Origin of the sequence: Collinsella sp. zg1085 (genome assembly GCF_018889955.1) — a bacterium.
Classification (GTDB): domain Bacteria; phylum Actinomycetota; class Coriobacteriia; order Coriobacteriales; family Coriobacteriaceae; genus Collinsella.
The window spans coordinates 393,484-418,038 of the sequence record NZ_CP076545.1; the positions used below are offsets into that span (position 1 = coordinate 393,484).

Sequence of the window (24,555 nt, forward strand, 5' to 3'; positions counted from 1 at the left end):
ATCTCTAATCGGTATATCATTTGCTAGCGTTTATTTATAGAGAGAAACCATGCTTTATGCATGCGGTTCGAGAGCACAATTTAGAAGGAGCACGTGGATGTCCGGACACTCAAAATGGGCTACAACTAAGCATCGCAAGGGCGCTCAGGATGCCAAGCGTTCTGCACTTTTTTCTAAACTAAGCCGTAACATTACTGTTGCTGCTCGTTTGGGCAACGACCCCAATCCTGAGAACAATGCAAGCCTTGCTGCTGCTGTTGCTAAGGCAAAGGCTCAGTCCATGCCAAAGGATAAAATCAAGGCTGCTATTGACAAGGCTTTTGGCTCGGGTGCCGATGCTGCAATTTATGAGAATATTGTTTATGAAGGCTATGGTCCAGCGGGTGTTGCTGTTTACGTAGAGTGCCTTACCGACAATCGCAACCGCACTGCTGCTGATGTTCGTTCGGCGTTTTCACATGCTGGCGGTAACATGGGTACTGCCGGTTCTGTGGCTTTCCAGTTTGAGCGTCGCGGTCAAGTTGTGGTTTCAAAAGAGATTGTTGACCCCAACGACAAAAAAGAGAACATGATGGCCAACGGTGCTGCTGGCGATGAAGAAGAGTTCATGATGTCTGTTGCTGAAGCCGGCGGCGATGACTATGAGGACGGCGGCGAGGAGTGGATTGTCTGGACTAATCCAGGCGAGCTTATGGCTGTGTCTCGTGCGCTTGAGAGTCAGGGCATTGAGGTAAAGGGTGCTGAGCTTATCATGGTGCCAACCACGCCTACCGAGGTTTCTGCTGCTGATGCCAAAAAGGTGCAACGCCTTATTGATCGCTTGGAAGAGTTGGATGACGTTCAAGACGTATACAACACGATGGACATGACCGACGAGGTTATCGAGGCGCTGTCCGAGGAGTAAGGCATACGCTGCCGCTTGTTTCCTAGAGGCGGGGTGTGGGGTGAGCTGTGGTTACAGCTCTGATTTCGCTCTACGTTTAGTTTGAGGCAGAGGCTTTTCACGCTGTCTAAGTTTGTTGAGTGATTCGTAGATTTGTTAGGTGGCATAGTCTTTTCACGGGAACTGCGCTACGCGAGAGTTCCCTTAGAAAAGCTATGCCACCTTTATGCTGTGGCTCTACATCACCTGTTCTACGAACTCATTCTCCTTCTCAGTTGATTGCTTATCACCTCATATCAGCTGGACGAATGATTGTGTTCTCCAAATGTGCTTCGCAAAAATTCTCCGAGCATAATCATTCGTCCCTTTCTTACAGTAAATGCCAAATACACAACGGCACTCAGCTCACCCCACACCTCGCCATACACAAGCAGCACGTATGGGATGAAATGGGTTTGGTTGAAACTCTTATCTGCCATTAAACACTTACTTGCTCGCGAACTTCACTCTCACTAAGGCAGCGCAAAGACCAAGGCATTGCATTCTACGAATGTGCTACTCAGAATTCTCCGAATGCAATACCTTGGTCCGACTACTCAAACTGCCTCTGTTACGCTGTTTTCTGGTCAATAGGTGATATGAGCTGCATCGCATCAGTACTTTCAAGAGGAATCAACCTAGTGTACGAATTTTTGCTTGAAGTAAAGTACACTCCACTACAGTAAAGCATCTTTCCTGCGGAAATGCTGAAAATCTTGCTTGTACAGACCCCCTATACTCAAGGTGTGACTGAAAAATCGTACACTAGGTCCTTTTACTTCCAGCGCCTATGAGTTTTCGTAATTTCGTAGGAACATTGTTTGCTCCAAGAATCCCTGCAGCTTCCCATAACGTCGGAATGTTGCCGCAGTGTGCCGAGGCTGTATCCCGCATGTTGACGCAGCGTAGCGACATTGCATCGCAAAACGTAACTGCAACATTATTACACTGCACCGGGTACTAACGCTCTTGTCATATAGAAAAGTTACACCTGTCGCTTTGGCAAAAATATCGAAAAGGTACTCTCTATAACCCAGCGGGTTGATATTTAGTTGGCAAAACTGCAGGTAGATGAGTTGAGAGTAAGTTAACAACTGTCGCTTTATGCCAAATTAGTCAAAAATGACAGTTTTTTGCGTCAAATTAGTCATTTTTGCCAAAGCGCAGTTCAGAGGTGTTATTCGAGCGTCAAACTCGTTAGTTTTCCAACGTGCAGCTCAGAGGCATTGCTTGCGAATCAAATCAGTTTTGTAATTTTAATAGCGCCCGTAGAGCACCCAGATGCGCAAGCTAACTGGTGGGTATAAACAACCCAGGCTTTTGCCCTCGCAAACAAGTCCACCAATTATAAAAGGAGATGACCATCGTTGGCTGCTGCTTCTGTACATCAAACATCAACACAGCTTTCCTCACCTTTGCTTGAGTCAATTCACGATCCGCAGGATATTAAGGCTTTTAGTGCTCAACAGCTTGAAGACCTTGCACATGAGATTCGTGAGGCGCTCTTTTTCAAACTCACTCAGCATGGTGGGCACGTTGGCCCCAACTTTGGCATTGTTGAGACAACTATTGCAATGCACTACGTCTTTAATAGCCCCCACGACCAGTTTGTGTGGGACGTTTCTCATCTGAGTTATCCCCATAAAATGCTGACGGGTCGTGCGTTTGGCTTTCTTGATGCTGAGCGCTTTGACGAGATTTCGGGCTATAGCAACCAGGACGAATCTCCTCACGACTTCTTCAAGGTAGGGCATACGTCAACCAGCGTTGCCTTGGCAGAAGGTCTTGCTCTTGCGCGTGATGAGCGTGGAGATGGCGCACATGTTGTTGCGGTAATTGGTGACGGGTCGCTCTCGGGTGGCTTGGCGCTTGAGGCGCTTGATTTTGCTGGTCAAATGGAGACACCGCTCATCATTGTTGTGAATGACAATGAGATGTCCATTGCCGAAAACCATGGCGGACTCTATAAAAACCTTGCAGAGCTGCGCGCAACACAGGGTAGAGCAAGCAACAATCTTTTTCGCGCAATGGGGCTTGACTATCGCTATCTTGAGCATGGCCATGACATTCAGCAGCTTATTAGCTTGTTTGAGGATGCTAAGACCGCTACTCATCCTATCGTTTTGCATATTCATACGCAAAAGGGCAAAGGCTTTGAGATTGCCGAGCAAAACAAAGAATATTGGCACTATGAAGGCCCGTTTGACCGTGCGACAGGAGAAGCAAACTATACGAGCTCTCGGGGTTATGGAGCAATTACACGCGAGTATTTTATGGAGCGTTTTTCTAACGACGCACGTCTGCGCCTCATTACGGCAGGCGTTCCCGGAGTCATTGGTTTTGGTTCAGAGTACCGTCGTGCAGCAGGTAAGCAGTTTATTGATGTGGGCATTGCAGAAGAGCAGGCAGTTACAATGGCGGCAGGTATGGCACGCGCTGGTTTACATCCGGTTTTTGCAACCCATGCAACCTTTATGCAGCGTGCGTATGACCAAATATCACATGATGCTGCCCTAAACGAAGTGCCGCTCACAATCATCGCTTTTGGCAATTCAGTGTTTAGTATGAATGATGCAACACACCTAGGGCTGTTTGAGCAAAGCGCCTTGGGAACCATTCCTGGACTGCGAACCTTATGTCCGACAGGCGAGTGTGAATATCGTCAGGCGCTTGATTATGCGCTGAGCCAAACACAAGGCACAACGGTTATTTTCTTGCCTGCCCAGCTGCAGAATACTACCTCAGAGCAAATTGACAAAATGCAAGCGGAGGAGCTCGGCAAAGCCCCTGCATTTACTACGAGCTGGCACACTGTGCAACAGGGCGAAAAAGTTGCGCTTATTGCGGTGGGCGATGGCTTAGCGCTTGCAAAAGCTGCTGCAGCACATCTTGCTCAGACAGCAGGCATCGTTCCAAGTATTGTTCAGGCACGCAGTCTCACGCTTGATACGCAGCTTGTTGACAAGCTAGCCTCTGAGCACAGTTTGATACTCAGTCTTGAGGCAAGCTCAATTGAGGGCGGCTTGGGTCAAAAACTTGCAGCATATATGGCAGAGCATCAACCAAGCACACGGTTTATAGCGCGTGGTATTCCAGCAAAGTTCTATGACCGTTTTGCAGCCTCTGACGTGCTTGCTGAAGCCCGCCTTAGCCCTGAGTTGGTATGTAGTGACATTGTCTGTGCGCTTGCTGCTGCCGACGCTGCAGGCAATGCAACCCAACACTAATACTCAGTGCTAATCGTTGAGACGTTTTGCGGCATAACGCATTGTGATACTACGGATAATACATAAACAAATTGAATGGTGGTGCTGTTCAAAATGAATAAAGAGCAGCGCCACATGCATATCGTTGTAAGCCCGTCACCCAAGTCCTCAAGCAATTGTTTCGCGGTGGTTACAACCACTTGCACCATTCACATACTCTGGTAAGCTCAACCGCATGAATACGACTGCCGCACATAGCACGATGATGATGGTCATGGAGATGCCCTCGCCCGGGCACTTTGTCATGCTGCGCGCATATTGCAGTGTGGGGGAGACCGGGCGCCTCTGTTAGGCTTTCTCCGGCGGGGGAGAGCCCGTCTTTTAATTCGTCATCAAGCGGAGTTTAACTCGTGATTAGTATCCAACATCTTTCAAAGCGCTACGAGCATGCCGCCAAGGCAGCTTCGTCCTCGGTTGCTGCGCTCAGCGATATTAACCTTACTATTGGTGATGGTGAGCGTTTTGGCATCATCGGAATGAGCGGCGCAGGCAAGTCTACGCTCGTGCGTACCATCAATTTGCTTGAGCGTCCTAGCTCGGGCACCATTGAATTTGATGGGCAAGATGTAACTCATCTGAGAGGGTCAGCGCTGCGTGCGTATCGTCGCCGCGTGGCTATGATTTTTCAGAACTTTGGTTTACTAGCACAAAAGACTGCTGTCGAAAACGTATGCTTCCCCTTTCTCGCAGCAAATGGAACAGTGACCGATGAAAACCGTCATCGTGCGCTTGAGTTGCTTGACCGTGTAGGTCTTGCTGATAAGGCATCGTCGTATCCTAGCCAGCTTTCTGGTGGTCAGCAGCAGCGAGTAGCTATTGCTCGCGCGCTTGCCTGCAAGCCCGAGGTTATTCTTTGTGATGAGGCTACCTCAGCACTTGACCCTAAGAGCACCAATACAATTCTCAAATTGCTGCGCGACATCAACGAAGAGACTGGTGTAACGCTGGTTGCTATTACGCATGCGATGGATGTTGTTCAAAAGATTTGCACTCAGGTAGCCGTTCTTGAAGCTGGTCACGTTGTTGAGCAGGGGTCGGTTGAGCAGGTGTTTGCTCAACCGCAGGCTGAGGCAACACGCGTCTTGCTTGGAAAGGTGGACTGGGATGCCTGATTTTGCTGCGCTTATCGACGAATTTGGCACCTTGCTGTTACAGGGTACGCTTGATACCTTAATCATGGTCTTTGTTTCAACTGCTATTGCTTATTTGTTGGGCATTGTCATTGGGGTAGTGCTGCACTTGAGTGCACCTGGTGGGCTTAGTCCGCAGCCTGTGATTTATGCTGTGCTTGGCTGGTTGGTAAACATCGGACGCTCTCTGCCTTTTATCATCCTCATGGTGGCATTGATTCCTACAACCTCACTGTTGGTGGGCACCTCAACTGGAATTGTGGGTGTTATTCCTCCACTTGTGGTATCAACAGCACCGTTTGTAGGACGCATGGTTGAGCAGTCTCTTGCTGAGGTGTCGCACGATGTGGTAGAGGCTGCTGAGGCCTGTGGCGCGTCAATTCCGCGCATCGTGTTCTCGGCACTCTTGCCCGAGGCTTTGCCCTCCATTGTTCGCGGTGTAGCAGTTACGCTCATTGCGGTGCTTGGATATACCGCGATTGCAGGTGCGCTTGGTGCCGGTGGTTTGGGCGATATTGCTATTCGTTATGGGTATTATCGCTATCAAAACGATGTCATGATTATCACAATTGTGCTGCTTGTCGTACTCGTTCAGCTCATTCAGAGCATTTGTAATCTGGTCGCTCGAAAGGTTGACCATCGCTAAAACGCATATCTTCGGCGACTCAAAGATATGCATGTTGAACTGTATTGAAAGGATTTTCTTATGTCTCAGATTCACACTTCTGTTTCTCGTCGTGGTTTTGTTAAGGCTGCCTTTGCTGGCCTTGGCGTGCTTGCTGCTGGTGGTCTTGCTGCATGCAGCAATGGTGGTGCTGCAAAAACTGCTGCCGGCTCAGCTGCTTCAGAGTCCACTAAATTGACCGTCGCTGCAAGCCCATCTCCGCATGCTGAGATTCTTACCAAGTTTGCTGCTGATAAGCTTAAAGCCGAAGGTATTGAGCTGGTGGTGAAAGAGTACACCGACTACATCCAGCCCAACAAAGATACAACGTCGGGCGCGGTAGATGCTAACTACTTCCAGCACGTTAACTATCTCAATAACTACAACAAAGAGAATAAAACCGACCTGGTAAGCGCTGGCATTATTCACTATGAGCCCATGGCCATCTATGCAGGCAAATCAAAGGATTTGAAGGCAATTGCTGATGGAGCTGTGTTTGCAGTTCCTAACGACCCCACCAACGAAGGCCGTGCGCTGTTACTATTGCAAGACCAAGGACTTATTAAGCTGAAAGACGCAAAGAATCTTGAGGCTACTCCTAACGATATTGCAGAGAACCCGCACAACATTAGCTTCCAAGAGGTTGAAGCAGCTGCTGTTCCGCGTACGCTGGAGTCGGTTGATTTTGCTGTTATCAATGGTAACTATGCTATTGAGGCAGGTTATCACGTCAAGGACGCGCTTGCTCATGAGGCAGCCGGTTCTACCGCTGTTGAGCAGTATGGCAATATTATCTGCACCGCTGCCGATAAGAAGGACGACAAGGCGGTTCGTGCGCTTGTAAAGGTTTTGCAATCCGACGACTTTAAGGCCTATCTGAAAGAGAATTTTGGCGAGGACGTATTGCCTGGCTTTTAAGGAATAATCCCTCGGCACCAAACTGTGTGTTTCTAGTAAACGTAGGCAGAAACGTAGGCAGATTAGCCCTCCCTCGCTTGTCGCGTAGGAGGGCTTTATATTTGACGCACTGTCTAATTAATTTTGCTTTAGATAGTAAGCTTAAGAGCGATGAAGAAACCAAATAATATGGCAATCAGGCTATCAACAATTGATATAAGGGTAATAGGTGTGAATAGTTGAGGTGTATAGGGCAATATGGCCTCAGGAAGAAATAGTTGAGCGCCAAAATAAAGGATATAAAGCAAAAAGAGAATTTTAGAAAGAGTAGTGGTTGTCGTGCTCATTGGTGCTGGGGCGTGCATCAAGCTCGAACCTTTTGCTTTGTGTATAGCAAGTCGTATCAGTAGGAAGAAAAAGGATGAGATTGCGGTATAAAAGACAGGGAGGCTGATAAAGAGAACCGTTTTTCCGATTATTGAAATATCAGCCCAGTTTCCCGAGATATAAGCATTGATGTCGTAACCGACTACTGGAACGTTGATGAAATAAAAGAAAAGTGACAGGTGAAGAGCAATACATACTAGAGAAATAAGAGCGTAATGTTTTTTCCTCATAGAGCACTCTCCTTTATTGACTAAGCCCGTGACATCATATACACGCTAGTAAAGTCAATATACCATACGTTGATATATTTTATAACACCTGCGTTATAGTCTTAAGGCTATGCGAGAGATTTTGTATTGCAGCGGTGTACTCAGCCTGTATTTTGTGAGTGACGCGCACTACTTATTTTATGACGCAAAAGAAAAGGGACGTCGGTTTTCCGACGTCCCAATATGCATGCGCGATATGTACGCAATCAAGCACGGTGCCCAAAAGCAGCAGTGCGTGTAAGCACGTGCGCAGCGTTGGCTAGCGACGCACTAGCGACGCTTGCGCTGAGTGAGAGAACGGGCAGCAAGCACAGTAGAGCCAAGAGCAGCACTTATGAGTGAAACAGCCACGGCAACATCTCCTGTCCTCGGCAGGTCTTTATGGGTACCTGCTTTTTTACCGGGACGCTTATCCTTGCGCGGTTGAGGGTTGTGCTCAGCTTTGCTTGATGGCTCTTTCTGAGGAGTTACCGGTACTTCTGATTTTGGAGTATTCACCCCTGAACCAGAATTTGGCTCAACTCCTTCAGTGCTTGAACCAGAGCCGCCGGAACCCATAGGTGAGCTGGAGCCCATTGACCCAGTGCCTGAGCCAGAACCGGTTGATTCTACACCCGAGCTAGAACCACTAGTTCCTGTATTCGACCCAGAGCCGGTTGTTCCTGCATTAGAGCCTGGACCAGTAGCCCCCGCATTCGACCCAGAGCCTGTTGAACCTGCATTAGACCCAGAACCTGTTTCTTCTGTATTTGTGGTGTCTGGCTGAGGTCTTGCGGCAACACGAACAGTAGAACGAAGAGCCTCAACCTCAGTGCCGTCATGCGCAACACGAATCGTATAGGTGAGCTCACTTGCTGTAGTGTTTTCAGGCACCGTAAACTCAGCAACATAGGAGCTTGAAGCAGCATCATTTGCAGCGCGTGCAGCGCGCAAGGCAGGGCGTCCAGCAGCAGTGCTTTCAGAAGCACTCAAGCTTGCGCGTGCCCAAGCGTCTGTCACGGCTTCCCCGTTGAGATAGGCTTGCGCTGTTAATTGACGTGCGTCAACATTGCTTGCGCTCACCACTACGCGCACCTTACCAGCGGTGTAGGGGAGGCTTAAGCTCTTGTTTTCTGCAGGGGTTGAACTTGTACCCTCAAAAAGGTCCGCACGAACAAAGACCGGAACGCCTGCAACATTAACTGGGGTTGTAAGTTTTGAAACTTCGGTATCGTTGAGCTTAAAGCGCACGGTATAGGCAAGCGCATCAGTGCCCGTATTGGCTGGAACCGTGAGAGTTCCTGTGTAGTTTCCATCAGAGCCACGTGTGAGTGCGGCATGTGCCCAAGTGTCGGTAACTTGCTCGTCACCCTTATAAACCTGTGCTGTTACCGTCTCGTTGCTCACGCCAGTACCACGAGAACCAACACTGAGATTGATAGCACCGCCGGCTGATGGAAGCGCCACGGTTTCACCAGCATCATATTCGGTTTCTTGTGCGCTTAACACTGCGTCAGTAAGCTCAGCGGGGAAGTCAACCTTGAAGGTCATTGACTTATCGCCTTCATCTGTTGTGCTTAAGCGAATACCCGTGTCGGTGCGCTCAGCTGGGGTGTCTTTTCCGTTATAGGCCATAACTGGCAAAAGCGCATTATTAAGGGTTTGGTTGGTTGAGGCATTCATAAAGGGCAAACGCAGCAAGGGGCGACCATCATCAATGCTTGGTACCTCGTAGTAGGCCTCCATAATGCCCTGGCGATGGTCTTTAGCATTAACCGTGTTCAAAGGAAGCGCAAAGCGCGTCGCAATATCATTATCTACATGCCATGCAACAATGCCGCCCGTAGGATTGCTAAAGCTATAGGTGTTAACCCACTGACCATTGGCTCCCATACGTCCTGCGGTGCCTTGGCCATAGTAGAACCACATGCCTTCGTCAAACGATTCATACTGACGGTTTTCTACCATATAGTATTCATGCTCGTTGAGGTTAATCTTATAGGCCTTATAACCAGCGGTGCTCATTTGCGATGTCGCGGTAAAGATGCCATCGTCAGTAATCTCTTCAGGATCAATGTAGCCAAGCCAGTAGCGACAATAGGGGTCAAAGAAGGTAGGACGATACTCGCCGTTTTTAGTGAGGCCCCATGAGCCACCATCCATAATAGAGAGCGCACCTGTGGTGTAATCTGCGTAAGCGCCTTCACCAGCATTATTCGAACGCGCATCATATAGGTCAGGAAGGCCAAGGAAGTGCCCTAGCTCGTGACCAATGCCGCCAATGCCACTTTGATATTCACGTCCATTAGACTGCGCTTCGGTCTCACTCATGATGACATAGCGGTCGAGCCCAACCTTAGTGCCTGCAGGAGTCATAACCTGGTGGGGGGTATTCGAGTGCATGGCCTCTTTAAGCGTCCACTGATGCGACCACATGCCATGGTGACCTTGTGGGACAATGCCCGTGGCTGCTTCGTAGCCGGCAAAAATAATGCCTAAGCCCAGCTCACGGTCAGAAACAAAGCCGTCACCATTTTTGTCATATTGGCTAAAGTCTAAATCTTCGGCAACTTTGTTTAGGATATTGCGCAGGTTATCAACATATGGGGCGCCATTATCCTCGGTTACATAATTTGAATTGAGCTTGATGTGATAAATACCATCGTTAACTTTATCGGCGGTATTGGTGTTCCCACGAACATTGAGCGCACTATCTTCTTTTGCGGGCTTCCAAGTGAATTTGCCGTTTGACGACTGCTTATAGAGGGCGCTGACGCTGTACTCTTGCCCAAAGATAATGTTGTGCCAGTCATAGTCATTACGGTAGGGCTCGTCGTCATACCCAACCACAATTACTAATAAAGGAAGCGTTGTTTCGGTGGTATCACCAGCAGGTGAGCTATCCATATCACGAAACACGCTACCTGATTGCGACTTTCTAAGCGCGTCAAGGCTAAGCGGTGCCGGGATAGAGTGGAGCATGTCTTTGCTGTAGGTCTTTCCAGCAAGAGCATAGAGACCCTCACGCATTGCGGTGCTTGATAAATCATCGCTGGTAAGCACATGAGCATCTTTTTTGCTATCGGCACGTGAGCCAAACTGAACTTTACCGTCCTTAATAATGACCTGCCGCCATGTGCTATCTTGCTCATCTTTCAGAACAACTGCACCATCATTATTAAGAGAATAGTGAAACTTTTCGTCACCGTGCATGTGCATGGTGAAGCGTGCTCCATCGGGTTGCGTTATGGCAACCGGCTCAGGATTAGCTGGTTTTGCAAGCGCTGGCGTGAGAGCGCCAAATAGGCTTGCACCAACAAGCGCTGCACTACATGCCGCATGGATACCCCATCGTTTGAATAGGTTAGTATGCCATGCATCAAAGGATTGCTTCATGCTACCCTACTTCCTACTAGTTTTTTGGGTTTTAAGACCCGTGACCTGCAAATTGTGTCTAGTTTACAACAGGGATAATGCTGCAATGCTGCTCAATGTATAAAAAAGTTTCAGCTGGTATGCAACACATGTAGTTCATAAGAAAAAAAGAGCAGAATGGCAAGAAAAAGTTTAGTCTCATGCAGTGTCTCATGCGATGCATCGAGTTGTGGATTTCCGCAGCACGAAGGTTTGAGAAAAGATTCTTCTGGTAATTCAAAGAACAGGCGCGTAATATATCGAAGGTATTGACCGGCTCCTGTCGGCTTATTGGCATGCCGTTTTGCCATAGACGGTTTGCTGCGGCAGGAGGTGCGAGGACAGCTCGAGCACAAGATGGGTGCTCAAGAGCCACTGCCCCGCGCTTAAAACCCCAAAGGAGTGTTCATGGCAGAAGAGAAGTATATTCCGCGTCTTAAGACCAAGTACCGCAACGAGGTCAAGCAGGCTATGCAGGAAAAGTTTGGCTATAAAAACGTCATGCAGATTCCTGGCCTTGAGAAGATTGTCGTTAACATGGGTGTTGGCGAGGCTGCAACCGATTCTAAGGCAATTGATGGCGCTGTTCGCGACTTGAGAACCATTACCGGCCAACAGCCAATGGTAACCCGCGCTCGTAAGTCTATTGCATCGTTTCGTCTGCGTGCTGGCATGCCCATTGGCGCTAAGGTAACGTTGCGTGGCGACCGCATGTGGGAGTTCTTCGACCGTCTCACCTCAATTGCTATTCCTCGTATCCGTGACTTCCGCGGCATCTCTCCCAAGAGCTTTGATGGGCGCGGTAATTTTTCCATGGGTGTAACCGAGCAGCTCATCTTCCCTGAGGTTGACTTTGACTCCGTTGACCACACCCGTGGTATGGACATCACCATTGTTACTACTGCTAACACCGACGAAGAGGCCAAGGCTTTGCTTGACTTCTTTGGTTTCCCATTTAAGAAATAAGTAATTGCATTCCCTCAACAAGCTGTACTGCTTTTGGGTGGTACAGCTTGAGGGGTGCCTGCTCTCAATGTGAGGAGGAAATAAGTGGCTAAGACATCGATGATCGTCAAGTGCTCTCGTGAGCCGAAGTTCTCGACCCGTAAGTATTCACGCTGCCAGCGTTGTGGTCGCCCGCATTCGGTATATCGCAAGTTCGGCCTGTGCCGTGTTTGCTTCCGCGAGTTGGCACTTAAGGGCGAGCTTCCCGGCATCAAAAAGGCCAGCTGGTAAGTCACTACCAGCGCAATACATAAGTAAGCTGCTTGTGTCATTGCATGGAAGTGCGTGCCTGTCTTAGGCTTCTCCGCCATGGGTGGAGAAGGACCGAAGCACGTGTTCATCAAGAACGAAGGAGAATCCGCATGAATCTCACAGACCCGATCGCGGACATGCTCACCCGCATCCGCAACGGTAACTCTGCGAACAAGGCCGAGGTCTCGATGCCGAGCAGCAAAAAGCTCGTCGAGATTGCTCGCGTCATCTATGAGGAGGGCTACATTGAGAGCTATACGGTAGAAGATACCGCGCCCTCTAAGACCCTTCACATTACGTTGAAGTACGGACCTAAAAAGTCAAAGGTCATCAATGGTATCAAGCGCATTTCGAAGCCTGGTTTGCGCAAATATGCCGGCGCACGTGACCTGCCGCGCGTTCGCGGTGGCTTGGGTACCGCTATTGTTTCTACCAGTCAGGGCGTAATGGCCGACCGCGATGCTCGTCGCAAGGGCATTGGCGGCGAGGTTGTCGCCTTCGTTTGGTAATTCGAGTCGGCGCGTAGAAGGAAGGAGATCACCGTGTCTCGTATCGGTAAGAAGCCTGTCCAGATTCCCGCCGGAGTCGATGTGACAGTTGATGGCAATAAGGTCATCGTCAAGGGGCCAAAGGGTACTCTTGAGCAGGATATTTATGAGAAACTCACCATTTCTATTGAGGGCAATGAGCTTACCGTTGCTCGTCCCGATGATGAGCGTGAGTCCCGTGCTCGTCATGGTTTAACCCGTGCCCTTATCTACAACATGGTAGTAGGTGTATCAGAGGGTTATACCAAGGGTTTAGAGCTTGCTGGTGTTGGTTACCGTGTTCAGCTCAAAGGTACAAACCTCGAGCTTTCTTTGGGCTATTCGCATCCAGTAGTTATGGAGCAGCCTGAGGGCATTACCTTTGAGGTGCCTGATAACACCCACATCAATGTTAAGGGTATTAACAAGCAGCAGGTTGGTCAGATTGCCGCCGAGATTCGTGGCAAGCGTCCGCCTGAGCCGTACAAGGGCAAAGGTATTCACTACGTTGGCGAGCATATCCGTCGTAAGCTGGGTAAGGCTGCTAAGTAGTACACACTACTGAGATCTAACGTAAGACCGATACCCCGTTAGGTGTCGGCAGAACTCACTAAGGAGTTAAGAATGAACAAGCAAAAGGCGAAGCAGGCAGGTCTTAAGCACCGCCAGCGTCGCGTTCGCAGCAAGATCTTTGGTACGGCTGAGCGTCCGCGTCTGCGTGTTGTGCGCTCAAATGCCAACATCTATGCCATGATTGTTGACGACACTACGCATCGCACTCTTGTATCAGCATCAACACTTGAGGCTGAGCTTAAGGGCGAGAAGACAGGCAATAAAGAGGCTGCTCACAAGGTAGGCGAGCTTGTTGGTAAGCGCGCCGTTGAGGCAGGCATCAAGGCTGTCAAATTTGATCGTGGTGGCCGTATTTATCACGGTCGTGTGCAGGCTCTCGCTGAGGGTGCCCGCGCCGCCGGTCTCGAGTTCTAGGAGGTAATGACTAATGGCTCGTAATCAACGTCAGCAGCGCGAGGCCTCCGAGTTCGAGGAGCGCCTTGTATTTGTCAACCGTGTAGCCAAGACGGTTAAGGGTGGTCGCCGCATGTCGCTGGTCGCCTTTGTCGTTGTTGGTGACGGTAAGGGCAACGTGGGTCTTGGTATGGGTAAGTCCGCCGAGGTTCCCACAGCCATTTCTAAGGCCAGCATTGACGCTAAGAAGAACATGTTCCATGTACCAGTAACTGAGGCAGGAACGCTGCCACATGAGGTACTTGGCGAGTTTGGTGCTGCCCGTATTCTTATTAAGCCTGCTGTTGAGGGTACCGGCGTTATTGCTGGTGGTGCTGTGCGCCCCCTCTTCGAGCTTGCTGGCATCAAGAACGTTTTGTCTAAGTCACTGGGTTCCGACAACGGCCTGAACATCATCAAGGCCGCTGCTGAGGGTCTCAAGCAGCTGTCAAGCCCCGAGGACGTCGCTGAGCGTCGCGGTCTCACCGTTGGCGAGATGTTCGTCGGTAAGGAGTAGCAAACATGGCTAAGACCATCACTATTAAGCAGATTCGCAGCACAAATGGCTGCAAAAAGGACCAGGTTCTAACGGTGCGTGCTCTCGGGCTTCATCGCATCAATGATACGCGCGAGATTGCCGATAACGATGGCGTCCGCGGCATGATCTTCAAGGTCAAGCACCTTGTCGAGATTGTAGAGGAGTAACCATGCAGCTTCATGATCTTCAGCCAAACGCTGGCTCCAACAAGAGCCGTAAGCGTGTTGGTCGCGGTAATTCTTCTGGTAGCGGTACCTATGCTGGTCGCGGCCTGAACGGTCAGGGTTCACGTGCCGGCGGAACCAAGGGCTCATCATTTGAGGGTGGACAAACTCCGCTCTCAATGCGTCTGCCAAAACTTCCGGGTTTCCGCAGCCCTCGTCGTATTGAGTTTACGCCCATTAATGTTTCTGAGCTTGAGGCTCGTTTTGAGGCTGGAACCGTTGTTGACGGTGAGGCGCTCAAAGCAGCTCGCTTGGTTAAGTGTGCCGATGAGCCGGTAAAGGTTTTAGGCATGGGTGAGCTCACTAAGCAGCTTACGGTTAAGGTCGATAAGGTCTCGGCATCTGCTCAGGCTAAGATCGAGGCCGCAGGCGGGAAGGTTGAACTCCCGTGCTAACCGGTTTGAAGAATACGTTCCGCATTAAGGAACTTCGCGGAAAGATTCTCTTCACCGTAGCCATGCTGCTGCTCTATCGCATCGGTGCGCACTTGCCAGTACCTGGCATCCCTTTCCAGGGGATGCTGGGTCTTTCCCTAAATAGCGGCAATTCAATTGCTGGTGGCGCCATGGCATTGCTCAACCTGTTCTCAGGTGGAGCGCTGTCCTACGTATCGGTGTTCTCGCTCGGTATCATGCCCTACATTACCAGCTCCATTATTATGCAGCTGTTCCAGGGCATTATCCCAAGCTTGCACGAGCTGTCGCGTGAGGGTGAAGTTGGTCAGACCAAGATTACCCAGTATTCACGCTATCTTACTTTAGGCCTTGGTGTTCTCAATGCCATTGGTTATTTGTTCTTATTCAAGAGCTTTGGCATCAGCTTTACTGGTGCCGGTGCTCCGGAGTGGATATTCGACGTTATGGTAGTTGGCACGCTGGTAGGCGGTGCCATGCTCATCATGTGGATTGGCGAGCTTATCACTCAGCACGGTATTGGCAACGGTATGAGTCTTATCATCTTTGCCAATATTATGGCTGGCTTGCCCAAAGCAATTTTTAGGTCCTCATCGGGCAGCACTACTGACATGGTTTTAACGGCTGTTATCTTCGTCGTTATCCTTTGTGTGATTCCGCTCATTGTCTATCTTGAGCGTGGTCAGCGTCGTATTCCGGTGCAGTATGCCAAGCGCGTTGTCGGTCGTCGCATTATGGGTGGTCAGTCAACCTATCTGCCCATTAAGGTCAATACAGCAGGCGTTGTGCCTATCATCTTTGCGAGTGCTTTGCTTTACTTCCCAGCACAAATTGCGGTGTTCTTCCCCAATGTGGCATGGGTGCAAGCCTTTGCTAATACCTTGTCAACGGGATGGGTTAACTGGCTGCTTAACGTGCTTATGATTGTCTTCTTTGCATATTTCTATACGTCAATGGTGTTTAACCCAGACGATACAGCGGACAATCTAAAGAAGCAGGGTGGCTTTATTCCAGGTGTTCGCCCAGGCAAAGCAACGGCTCTGTATATCAAGAACGCACTCAACAAGATTACCTTGCCCTCGGCAATATTCTTGGCTCTCATTGCCATTGTGCCGTCTATGGTGTTCTCATTTACAAACAACCAGCTAATTCAGGCCTTCGGTGGTACGTCGGTACTGATTATGGTTGGCGTTGTTCTTGATACGCTGGCAAAGATTGAGAGCCAGCTCAAGATGTATGACTACGAAAGCTTCTTTAAGTAAGCCTGAGAGGAGCATGCATGAATATCGTTTTGTTGGGCGCTCCAGGCGCTGGCAAGGGAACACAGGCTCAGCGCTTGGTTCGTGACTTTGGTATAGCTCATATTGCAACGGGCGATTTGTTGCGCGCTGCAGTAAAGGGCGGTACTGAATTGGGTGTTCAGGCAAAAAAGTACATGGATGCCGGAGAGTTGGTTCCTGACCAGTTAGTTATTGATTTGGTTAAAGAGCGCCTGTCTGAAGATGATGCTCAAGAAGGCTTTATGCTTGACGGCTTTCCACGCAATACGGTGCAGGCGGTAACGCTTGATTCTGAGTTGTCAGCTCTTGGGCGCGAGCTTGATTGTGCACTTCTGGTTGATGTTCCGTTTGATACCATCATTGAGCGCCTGTCTTCACGTCGTACCTGCCGTGACTGTGGCTACACAGGAACAGTGCAAGATACTCAGTGTCCAAACTGCACGGGCGAGATGTATCAGCGTGATGACGATTCGCCTGAGACAATCAAGAATCGTCTTGATGTCTATGAAAAGTCAACTAGTCCGCTCGTTGAATATTATCGTGGTCAGGGTATCTTGCAGGTAATAGATGGCAATCGCGATGTTGATGTCGTTTATGCTGATACTAGAAAAGTACTTGGCCTATGATTAAGCTCAAGTCTGTCCAAGACATCGAGCAGATGAAGCTTGCCGGAGCGCTGTCTAAGACGGCGCTCCGTCGCGTTGGGGCTATGGTTCGCCCAGGTGTTTCAACCTTTGAGCTTGACCAAGCAGCAGAACAGGTTATTCGTGCACATGGCGGCAAGCCTGCGTTTAAGGGCTATGGTGGGTTTCCAGGGACCATTTGCGCCTCGGTTAATGATGCAGTTGTACATGGTATTCCAAATCCCGATGTAATTTTGCGCGATGGTGACATTATCTCTGTTGATACCGGTGCTATCGTTGACGGTTGGGTGGGGGATAATGCGTGGACCTTCTACGTTGGCAATCCAACGCCTGAACTAGAAGCGCTCTGTGAAGTTACGCGTGATTGCTTAAGTGCTGGTATCGCTGCTGCAGTTCCGGGTAATCGTATTGGCGACATTGGCTATGCCATTCAGTCGCTTGCAGAAGCTCATGGATATGGAGTGCTGCGCGATTATGTTGGTCATGGGGTGGGTCGTGTTATGCACGAAGAACCTAATGTCCCAAATTATGGCAAGCCTGGTCACGGAGTTAAGCTTGAAGTGGGAATGGTTATAGCAATTGAGCCTATGATTACCATGGGAAGTCCGCGCGTATCAATAGGCGCTGATGGCTGGATTGTTTCAACACGCGACCATCTACCAGCCGCTCACTTTGAAAATACGATTGCCATTACACAGGACGGTCCTGCCATTCTTACAGCGGACCATGAAGGGCCAAGCTGTTCGTTATATGGTGGAACCATCTAAAATGTGGAATCGTCACGTATTTTTAGTGCACAGAGATAAAGCTGTTGTATCATTCCCTGTTGCTGTCGTTTTCTGTCTAGTGAAAGATGATTGCTTGTGAAAAAAGAAGATGCTATCGAGCTTGAAGGAACGGTTACAGAACCGTTGCCCAATGCAATGTTTCGGGTTGAGCTCGAGAACGGTCATTCGGTACTTTGTTCCATTTCGGGCAAGATTCGTATGAACTACATTCGCATCCTTCCTGGTGATAAGGTTGTTGTGGAGCTATCTCCGTATGACCTTACCCGCGGGCGCATCACTTATCGCTATAAGTAAACGCCTGCACCATTGTGTATATGCGACTGCAAGGAGTGCTCAGCCTTACAGTCGTCTTTGCATGATTACCGGTCTTGGTTTTTCACGCCTGCGGCTGGGCGAGTAGATAACATTCCATTGTAGTTTGAGCACTACCGAGAGGAAGAACGATGAAGGTACGTCCTTCGGTCAAGAAGATGTGCGATAAGTGCAAAATCATCCGGCGTCACGGCAAGGTTCTTGTAATTTGCGAGAACCCGCGCCATAAGCAGCGCCAGGGCTAAGAGAGGAGATCCACGTTGGCCCGTATTAATGGTGTCGACCTCCCACGTGAAAAGCGTGTTGAGATTGGTCTGACCTACATCTACGGCATTGGCCGCACTACTGCTTCTAAGATTTGCGTTGAGGCTTCTATTAATCCTGACACTCGTGTGAAAGATCTCACCGAGGACGAGGTAAACGCTATTCGTGCGTATATCGATCAGCACCAGCTCATGGTAGAGGGTGACCTGCGTCGTGAGCGTACACAAAATGTTAAGCGTCTCATGGACATTGGCTGCAATCGCGGTCTTCGTCACCGCAAGGGCCTGCCGGTCCGCGGTCAGCGCACCCACACCAACGCTCGTACCCGCAAAGGTCCAAAGCGTCAAATCGGTGCTAAGAAGAAGAAATAAAGGAGCGCTTGATGGCTACTGCTAAGAAGAACGTCCGCGCTACCCGCTTAAAGCGTGCGGATCGCAAGAATATTTCGGTGGGTCAGGCACATATTCGATCCACTTTCAACAACACCATCGTTTCGATCACAGATGGTCAGGGCAATGTTATTGCTTGGAAGAGTGCTGGTACGGTTGGCTTTAAGGGTTCCCGTAAATCCACTCCCTTTGCTGCTCAAATGGCTGCAGAGGCATGCGCAAAGATCGCTATGGAGCACGGTATGCACAAGGTTGCTGTTTTCGTAAAGGGCCCTGGTTCGGGTCGCGAGACAGCTATCCGCTCGCTGCAGGCTGCTGGTCTTGAGGTCTCAAGCATTCAGGACAAGACGCCCATTCCGCACAACGGTTGCCGCCCTAAAAAGCGTCGTCGTAACTAAGTGAAAGGATCGAAACACCATGGCAATCGATAGAACTCCTGTTCTTAAGCGCTGCCGCCAGCTCGGAATCGATCCCGCTGAGCTTGGTTATAGCAGCAAGAAAGAATCAATTCGCCAGCCACGCCGTCGTCGCAAAGAGTCTGAGTACGGTATGCAGCTGCGCGAAAAGCAAAAGGTTAAATTTATCTACGGCGTACTCGAGAAGCAGTTTCATGGCTACTTTGATCGCGCTCGTAAGATGCAAGGCATTACCGGTGAGAACCTGCTCATTATTCTTGAGAGCCGTCTCGATAATGTAGTTTTCCGCCTTGGTTTTGCTCGTACGCGTAAGGAAGCACGTCAGTCTGTACGTCACGGTCACTTTACCGTTAACGGCAAGCGTGTTGATATTCCTTCCTATCAGGTAAAGGCTGGCGACGTTATCGCTGTTGGCGAGAAGTTCCGTGACCTGCTCCCTATTAAAGAGGCTTTGATTTCTTCTGAGCGCTTTGAGGTACCTGGTTGGCTTGAGGTTGATATTGAGAAGCTCTCTGGCAACGTGATTTCGCTTCCTGTTCGTGAGCAAATTAGCGGTGACATCAAAGAGCAGCTCATCGTCGAGCTCTACTCTAAGTAGTCCGATTGGGGCTGCTGAAGCTGGAGGTAATACATGTCAGAATTCATTAGACCCCAGGTTCAGGTCGAAGAGATTAGTGACACCTGTGCCCGTGTATCCGTTGAGCCGCTTGAGCGTGGTTATGGCGATACGCTTGGTAATTCCCTGCGTCGCGTCCTTTTGTCATCGCTCGAGGGTGCTGCTGCTGAGGCTATTCAGATTGACGGCGCTCAGCATGAGTTTATGGCCTTGGATAACATGGTTGAAGATGTTACCGATATCGTTCTGAATGTTAAGGGTCTGGTGTTCCGTTCGCTCGGCACCACTAACGAGGCCACTGCTACCATCTCTATGAATGGTCCTTGTGAGGTTACTGGTGCAGATTTCTTCATCCCTTCGGAGTTTGAGCTTGTAAATCCTGATCAGCATATTGCTACCCTTACCGAGGGCGGCCATCTCACGATGACTATGCGTATCGGATATGGTCGTGGCTATGTATCTGCTGACGCTAACAAGCGTGACAACGATCCTATTGGCATCATTCACGTAGACTCACTGTACTCGCCGGTATATCGCTGCGCCAAGCTTGTAGAGGCGTGTCGTGTTGGTCAGCACACTGACTACGATCGCTTGGTGCTTGAGATTGAGACCAACGGTGCTTTGTCTCCGCGTGATGCGGTAGTTCAGGCTGCCAATATCATTAATCAGCACATGGCTGCATTCATGAATCTTGCCGATATTCCTGAGGAAGAGGAAGAGATTTCAATCTTTGCGCCTGAGCAGACTACTGATAACGCTGAGCTTGATAAGCAGATTGAAGACTTGGATCTTTCAGTTCGTTCTTATAACTGCCTAAAGCGTGCAAGTATTCATTCAGTGCGTCAGCTGGTTGAGTTCTCTGAGAACGACCTGCTCAATATCCGCAACTTCGGCGTGAAGTCGATTGAGGAAGTCAAAGACAAGCTTGAAACCATGGGCCTGGGCCTGAAGGCTTAAGCGTTCGTGTTTTAGAGGAGACAGACCATGCGTCATAACAAGAAGAAAGGCCTCAAGCTCGGTACATCCGCTGCTCATACAAAGGCCATTAAGAGAGGTCTTGCAAAGGCTCTCTTTGAGAATGATCGAATCAAGACCACTGAGACTCGCGCTAAGGCACTTCGTGGTTTTGCTGAGCCTATTATTACATGGGCTAAAAAAGGCGACCTGCACTCTCGTCGTCTTGCCATTGCTAAGCTGGGCGATAAAGATTTGGTAAAAGAGCTCTTTGATAAAGCTGCTCAGGGTATGTGGCAAGACCGTCAGGGTGGCTATACGCGCATCATGAAATTGGGCACCCGTAAAGGCGATAATGCCGAGATGGTTATCATCGAGCTGGTAACTGAGCCTGTGCAAAAGAAAGCTAAAAAGCATGTGCCGGTAGCTAAGAAGGCTGCAGCTACGCTTAAGACTACTCCGGTTGAGGAAGAGGCTGTTGAGGCTGAGCCTGCTGTTGAGGAAGTTGCAGAGGCTGAGGTTGTTGCCGAGCAGAACGCTGAGGTTGAGGCTTGTGCCGTACCTGAGGCGACAGAGTCTGCTACCGAGTAGCATTGAGCTTTGTAGGACTTGTGTGTAAGGCAGTGGAAGATGTATCTACGCTTTAGTGTTTGCTAGTTCTATTGCCTAAACATTCGTTTTTGAAGGGTTCGCAGCAGCGAACCCTTTTTATTTACAGATAGACTAAGGCATTTGTGAACAACAATCTTATAGGTACTACCTGCTCATTACTTTGACCGCACATAGAAATTTGTCCATTTTGTGTTCTTTCTTAAAAACAGGGGAACGCCCGGAAGCGTGGTCTGTTGACATCAACTCAACACGCGCGTAAAGTTACACGCCGCATGTTTTTCTGGCGGATGCTGACGCCACAAAACAAGCCGTTGCACAGGTAATAGGGCGAGAAGCAAATCGAAAAGGAGTACGCTTTGCCTACTATCAACCAATTGGTTCGTCAGGGCCGCAAGACATCTGCTAAGAAGTCAAAGAACGCAGCTCTGCAGCACAACGCTCAGAAGCGCGGCGTGTGCACCCGTGTCTTCACCACCTCTCCCAAGAAGCCTAACTCGGCTCTTCGCAAGGTTGCTCGTGTGCGCCTTGTAAACGGCATCGAAGTTACTGCTTATATTCCTGGTGAGGGTCATAACCTGCAGGAGCACTCTATCGTGCTCGTCCGTGGTGGTCGTGTACGTGACCTCCCTGGTGTGCGTTACAAGGTTATTCGTGGCGCTTACGACTGCGCTCCGGTTAATAACCGTCTGCAGGCTCGCTCCCGCTATGGCGCTAAGCGCCCTAAATAGCGTTTGAGCAGTCCCATTCCTAGACTATAAGAGGAGATTTCAATGCCGCGTCGTGCATCTGCAACCCGTCGCGAGGTTCAACCGGATTCGGTGTACAACAACCGTCTCGTGACACAACTGATTAATAAAATTTTGCTTGACGGCAAGAAGGCTACTGCTGAGCGTGTAGTTTATGGTGCTTTTGACATCGTTGCTGCCAAGTCTGAGGGCGATGCTTTGGCCGTCTTTAAGAAGGCTATGGATAACGTCAAGCCAACGCTTGAGGTTAAGCCTAAGCGCGTTGGTGGTGCTACGTATCAGGTGCCTATGGAGGTTAACTCCCATCGTGCTACCCAGCTCGCTATTCGCTGGATTGTTAATTTCAGCCGTACTCGTAAAGAGAACACCATGGCTGAGCGTCTTGCCAACGAGATTCTCGATGCTTCCAACGGCGTTGGTGCTTCGGTGAAGAAGCGCGAGGATGTCTTCAAGATGGCTGAGGCCAACCGTGCCTTCTCGCACTACCGCTGGTAAGCCTGGAAGGATTGACTCACATGGCTAAAACCAAGTACAACCTGAAGGATACCCGTAACATCGGCATCATGGCTCACATCGACGCCGGTAAAACTACAACCACCGAGCGTATCCTGTATTACACAGGTAAAACGCACAAGATTGGTGAGGTACACGAGGGTGCTGCTACCATGGACTTCATGGTGCAGGAGCAGGAGCGCGGCGTAACCATTCAGTCCGCTGCAACCACCTGCTTCTGGAAAAAAGACAACCGTGATTACCGTATTCAGATTATTGACACGCCGGGCCACGTAGACTTTACCGCTGAGGTAGAGCGTTCGCTGCGTGTTCTCGATGGTGCTGTTGCGGTATTTGACGCTGTTGCTGGAGTTCAGCCGCAGTCCGAAACCGTGTGGCGCCAAGCGCGCAACTTTGGCGTACCGCGTATTGCCTTCATCAACAAGTTTGACCGCGTGGGAGCAGATTTCTTCCACGCTATCGAGACCATGAAGGAGCGCCTGAACGCTAAAGCTGTTGCTATTCAGGTTCCCATGGGCTCAGAGGATCAATTCTGGGGCATTGTTGACCTTGTTACCCTGACCGCTTGGGACTTCAAGCCCGACGATAAGGGCATGACCTATCCTGAGCCACTCGATGAGATTCCTGCCGAGTTTGCTGATATTGTTGCTGAGAAGCGCGCTGAGCTGTTAGACGCTGCTGCTGAGTTTGATGACGAATTGATGATGCTCGTACTTGAGGACGAAGAGATTAGCGTAGACGTTCTTAAGGCTGCTATTCGCAAAGGCGTTCTTGCAAATGAGCTTAACCCAGTTCTCGTAGGTTCTGCTTACAAGAACAAGGGTGTTCAGGAGCTTCTTGACGCTGTTGTCGATTATCTCCCCAGCCCTCTTGATGTTACGGCTGTTGAGGGTACAGACCCCAAGACTGGTGAGTCGGCAAGCCGCGAGCCGTCTAATGACGCACCGTTTTCTGCGCTTGCATTTAAGGTATCAACTGACCCCTTCGTAGGTAAGCTCACCTTCTTCCGCGTATATTCCGGTAAGGCTACCGCTGGCTCCTATGTGGTAAATGCTACAACTGGCCAGCGTGAGCGTCTGGGTCGTATTCTTGAGATGAACGCAAACGAGCGTATCGACCAGGATTCTTGCGAGACCGGCGACATCCTCGCTGCGGTAGGCTTTAAGAACACCACAACCGGTGACACGCTCTGCGCTGAGGGCTCTGAGATTATTCTTGAGTCTATGGAGTTCCCTGATCCAGTTATCGACATTGCTATTGAGCCTAAGACCAAGGCCGAGCAAGACAAGATGAGCATTGCGCTTACCAAGCTTGCTGAGGAAGACCCCACGTTCCAGGTTCACACCAATCATGAGACCGGCCAGACCATTATTGCTGGTATGGGCGAGCTGCACCTTGAGATTATTGTTGACCGTCTGCTTCGTGAGTTTAAGGTAGACGCTAACGTTGGTAAGCCTCAGGTTGCTTATCGTGAGGCTCCGGGTCATGATGTCGAGAAGGCTGAGGGCAAGTTTGTTCGTCAGTCTGGTGGTCGTGGTCAGTACGGTCACGCCGTCATCAAGCTCGAAAAGATGGAAGAGGGATTTGGCTACGAGTTTGTCAACGGTATCGTTGGCGGCGTTGTGCCAAAGGAGTACATCCCTTCCATCGATAAGGGTATTCAGGAAGCACTTAATACTGGTGTTATTGCTGGTTATCCGGTCATCGATGTTAAGGTTACCCTGTTTGATGGTTCATACCACGAGGTTGACTCCTCAGAGGCGGCATTTAAGATTGCTGGTTCTATGGCCATCAAGGATGCTCTCAAGAAGTCCGATCCTATTCTGCTTGAGCCGGTCATGGCTGTTGAGGTTGAAACCCCTGAGCAGTACATGGGTGACGTTATGGGCAACCTCTCAGGCCGTCGTGGCAAGATTGAGGGCATGGATGACCGTTCCGGCAATAAGGTTATCCGCGCTAAGGTTCCTTTGGGCGAGATGTTCGGCTATGCAACCGACCTTCGTTCCCAGACTCAGGGCCGCGCCTCGTACACCATGCAGTTTGATTCTTACGAGCCGGCTCCTAAGTCGGTTACTGAAGAAGTTGTTAGCAAGGCTGGCGGCAAGGCGTAAGGTCGCTTCATCACAGCT

Annotated in this window: 28 protein-coding genes; 26 read left to right on the forward strand and 2 right to left on the reverse strand. The window is 49.9% G+C overall.

Translation table 11 applies throughout. The features are described 5' to 3' along the window. Window positions 1–97: 97 nt before the first annotated feature. The 5 genes from KPC83_RS01550 to KPC83_RS01570 all read left to right on the forward strand — a co-directional run bounded on the left by KPC83_RS01550 (window position 98) and on the right by KPC83_RS01570 (window position 6,900). Window positions 98–904: a YebC/PmpR family DNA-binding transcriptional regulator gene (locus KPC83_RS01550; RefSeq protein ID WP_216278838.1), complete on the forward strand. Its 807-nt coding sequence runs from the start codon at window positions 98–100 to the stop codon at window positions 902–904. Between the two features lie 1,385 nt (window positions 905–2,289). Further along, window positions 2,290–4,149, forward strand: a complete 1,860-nt coding sequence (locus tag KPC83_RS01555) for a 1-deoxy-D-xylulose-5-phosphate synthase (protein ID WP_253200970.1) — start codon at window positions 2,290–2,292, stop codon at window positions 4,147–4,149. A gap of 389 nt (window positions 4,150–4,538) precedes the next feature. Beyond that, entirely contained in the window at window positions 4,539–5,300 is a 762-nt protein-coding gene (locus tag KPC83_RS01560; RefSeq protein WP_216278839.1) for a methionine ABC transporter ATP-binding protein, read from the forward strand. Beyond that, entirely contained in the window at window positions 5,293–5,964 is a 672-nt protein-coding gene (locus tag KPC83_RS01565; RefSeq protein WP_216278840.1) for a methionine ABC transporter permease, read from the forward strand. Before KPC83_RS01560 ends, KPC83_RS01565 begins: the two co-directional genes overlap by 8 nt. A gap of 60 nt (window positions 5,965–6,024) precedes the next feature. Further along, window positions 6,025–6,900 (forward strand): MetQ/NlpA family ABC transporter substrate-binding protein, encoded by an 876-nt coding sequence (locus KPC83_RS01570; protein ID WP_216278841.1) that lies wholly within the window; start codon window positions 6,025–6,027, stop codon window positions 6,898–6,900. A 128-nt stretch (window positions 6,901–7,028) separates the two neighbouring features. On the opposite strand, the gene KPC83_RS01575 is transcribed toward KPC83_RS01570, so the two are convergent. Beyond that, window positions 7,029–7,496 (reverse strand): hypothetical protein, encoded by a 468-nt coding sequence (locus tag KPC83_RS01575; protein WP_216278842.1) that lies wholly within the window; start codon window positions 7,494–7,496, stop codon window positions 7,029–7,031. A 309-nt stretch (window positions 7,497–7,805) separates the two neighbouring features. Continuing rightward, the gene (locus KPC83_RS01580; protein WP_216278843.1) at window positions 7,806–10,910 is read right to left on the reverse strand and encodes an immune inhibitor A domain-containing protein; all 3,105 of its coding nucleotides are present in this window, start codon (window positions 10,908–10,910) and stop codon (window positions 7,806–7,808) included. A 426-nt stretch (window positions 10,911–11,336) separates the two neighbouring features. Between KPC83_RS01580 and rplE the strand changes: the two genes are divergently transcribed. The 21 genes from rplE (at window position 11,337) to fusA (ending at window position 24,537) form a co-directional block, all read left to right on the forward strand. After that, a complete protein-coding gene (rplE, locus tag KPC83_RS01585) occupies window positions 11,337–11,894 on the forward strand; it encodes a 50S ribosomal protein L5 (protein WP_216278844.1) in 558 nt (185 codons plus the stop codon). Window positions 11,895–11,978: 84 nt separating this feature from the next. After that, on the forward strand, window positions 11,979–12,164 hold the full coding sequence (locus KPC83_RS01590; RefSeq protein WP_022386602.1) for a type Z 30S ribosomal protein S14: 186 nt from the start codon (window positions 11,979–11,981) through the stop codon (window positions 12,162–12,164). Between the two features lie 131 nt (window positions 12,165–12,295). Continuing rightward, a complete protein-coding gene (gene rpsH, locus KPC83_RS01595; protein WP_216278845.1) occupies window positions 12,296–12,694 on the forward strand; it encodes a 30S ribosomal protein S8 in 399 nt (132 codons plus the stop codon). A gap of 33 nt (window positions 12,695–12,727) precedes the next feature. Further along, complete coding sequence (rplF, locus tag KPC83_RS01600; RefSeq protein WP_216278846.1) at window positions 12,728–13,264, forward strand: 50S ribosomal protein L6; 537 nt, start codon at window positions 12,728–12,730, stop codon at window positions 13,262–13,264. Between the two features lie 72 nt (window positions 13,265–13,336). Beyond that, window positions 13,337–13,699, forward strand: a complete 363-nt coding sequence (gene rplR / locus KPC83_RS01605; protein WP_216278847.1) for a 50S ribosomal protein L18 — start codon at window positions 13,337–13,339, stop codon at window positions 13,697–13,699. A 13-nt stretch (window positions 13,700–13,712) separates the two neighbouring features. Next, a complete protein-coding gene (gene rpsE / locus KPC83_RS01610; protein WP_216278848.1) occupies window positions 13,713–14,234 on the forward strand; it encodes a 30S ribosomal protein S5 in 522 nt (173 codons plus the stop codon). Window positions 14,235–14,239: 5 nt separating this feature from the next. After that, window positions 14,240–14,422 carry a 50S ribosomal protein L30 gene (rpmD, locus tag KPC83_RS01615; RefSeq protein ID WP_216278849.1) on the forward strand — a complete coding sequence of 61 codons (183 nt, stop codon included), beginning with the start codon at window positions 14,240–14,242 and terminating at the stop codon, window positions 14,420–14,422. A 2-nt stretch (window positions 14,423–14,424) separates the two neighbouring features. Continuing rightward, window positions 14,425–14,874, forward strand: coding sequence for a 50S ribosomal protein L15 (rplO, locus tag KPC83_RS01620; RefSeq protein WP_216278850.1), 450 nt, complete (start codon window positions 14,425–14,427; stop codon window positions 14,872–14,874). Continuing rightward, a complete protein-coding gene (gene secY / locus KPC83_RS01625; RefSeq protein ID WP_216278851.1) occupies window positions 14,868–16,154 on the forward strand; it encodes a preprotein translocase subunit SecY in 1,287 nt (428 codons plus the stop codon). The genes rplO and secY overlap by 7 nt, the downstream gene beginning before the upstream one ends. A 17-nt stretch (window positions 16,155–16,171) precedes the next feature. Further along, window positions 16,172–16,798 (forward strand): adenylate kinase, encoded by a 627-nt coding sequence (locus KPC83_RS01630; RefSeq protein ID WP_216278852.1) that lies wholly within the window; start codon window positions 16,172–16,174, stop codon window positions 16,796–16,798. Then, window positions 16,795–17,583 carry a type I methionyl aminopeptidase gene (gene map / locus KPC83_RS01635; protein ID WP_216278853.1) on the forward strand — a complete coding sequence of 263 codons (789 nt, stop codon included), beginning with the start codon at window positions 16,795–16,797 and terminating at the stop codon, window positions 17,581–17,583. The genes KPC83_RS01630 and map overlap by 4 nt, the downstream gene beginning before the upstream one ends. A gap of 96 nt (window positions 17,584–17,679) precedes the next feature. Beyond that, on the forward strand, window positions 17,680–17,898 hold the full coding sequence (gene infA / locus KPC83_RS01640; protein WP_009141477.1) for a translation initiation factor IF-1: 219 nt from the start codon (window positions 17,680–17,682) through the stop codon (window positions 17,896–17,898). Between the two features lie 149 nt (window positions 17,899–18,047). Further along, on the forward strand, window positions 18,048–18,161 hold the full coding sequence (rpmJ, locus tag KPC83_RS01645; protein ID WP_006363204.1) for a 50S ribosomal protein L36: 114 nt from the start codon (window positions 18,048–18,050) through the stop codon (window positions 18,159–18,161). Between the two features lie 15 nt (window positions 18,162–18,176). After that, the gene (gene rpsM, locus KPC83_RS01650; RefSeq protein ID WP_216278854.1) at window positions 18,177–18,551 is read left to right on the forward strand and encodes a 30S ribosomal protein S13; all 375 of its coding nucleotides are present in this window, start codon (window positions 18,177–18,179) and stop codon (window positions 18,549–18,551) included. A gap of 11 nt (window positions 18,552–18,562) precedes the next feature. Beyond that, entirely contained in the window at window positions 18,563–18,967 is a 405-nt protein-coding gene (gene rpsK / locus KPC83_RS01655) for a 30S ribosomal protein S11 (protein WP_216278855.1), read from the forward strand. 19 nt (window positions 18,968–18,986) lie between these two features. Next, window positions 18,987–19,583 carry a 30S ribosomal protein S4 gene (rpsD, locus tag KPC83_RS01660; RefSeq protein ID WP_216278856.1) on the forward strand — a complete coding sequence of 199 codons (597 nt, stop codon included), beginning with the start codon at window positions 18,987–18,989 and terminating at the stop codon, window positions 19,581–19,583. A 33-nt stretch (window positions 19,584–19,616) separates the two neighbouring features. Then, on the forward strand, window positions 19,617–20,558 hold the full coding sequence (locus KPC83_RS01665; protein WP_216278857.1) for a DNA-directed RNA polymerase subunit alpha: 942 nt from the start codon (window positions 19,617–19,619) through the stop codon (window positions 20,556–20,558). A 27-nt stretch (window positions 20,559–20,585) separates the two neighbouring features. After that, a complete protein-coding gene (gene rplQ, locus KPC83_RS01670; RefSeq protein WP_216278858.1) occupies window positions 20,586–21,146 on the forward strand; it encodes a 50S ribosomal protein L17 in 561 nt (186 codons plus the stop codon). A 377-nt stretch (window positions 21,147–21,523) separates the two neighbouring features. After that, a complete protein-coding gene (rpsL, locus tag KPC83_RS01675) occupies window positions 21,524–21,895 on the forward strand; it encodes a 30S ribosomal protein S12 (protein ID WP_216278859.1) in 372 nt (123 codons plus the stop codon). 42 nt (window positions 21,896–21,937) lie between these two features. Continuing rightward, window positions 21,938–22,408, forward strand: a complete 471-nt coding sequence (gene rpsG / locus KPC83_RS01680; RefSeq protein WP_216278860.1) for a 30S ribosomal protein S7 — start codon at window positions 21,938–21,940, stop codon at window positions 22,406–22,408. A 20-nt stretch (window positions 22,409–22,428) separates the two neighbouring features. Further along, complete coding sequence (gene fusA / locus KPC83_RS01685; RefSeq protein WP_216278861.1) at window positions 22,429–24,537, forward strand: elongation factor G; 2,109 nt, start codon at window positions 22,429–22,431, stop codon at window positions 24,535–24,537. Window positions 24,538–24,555 lie beyond the last annotated feature (18 nt).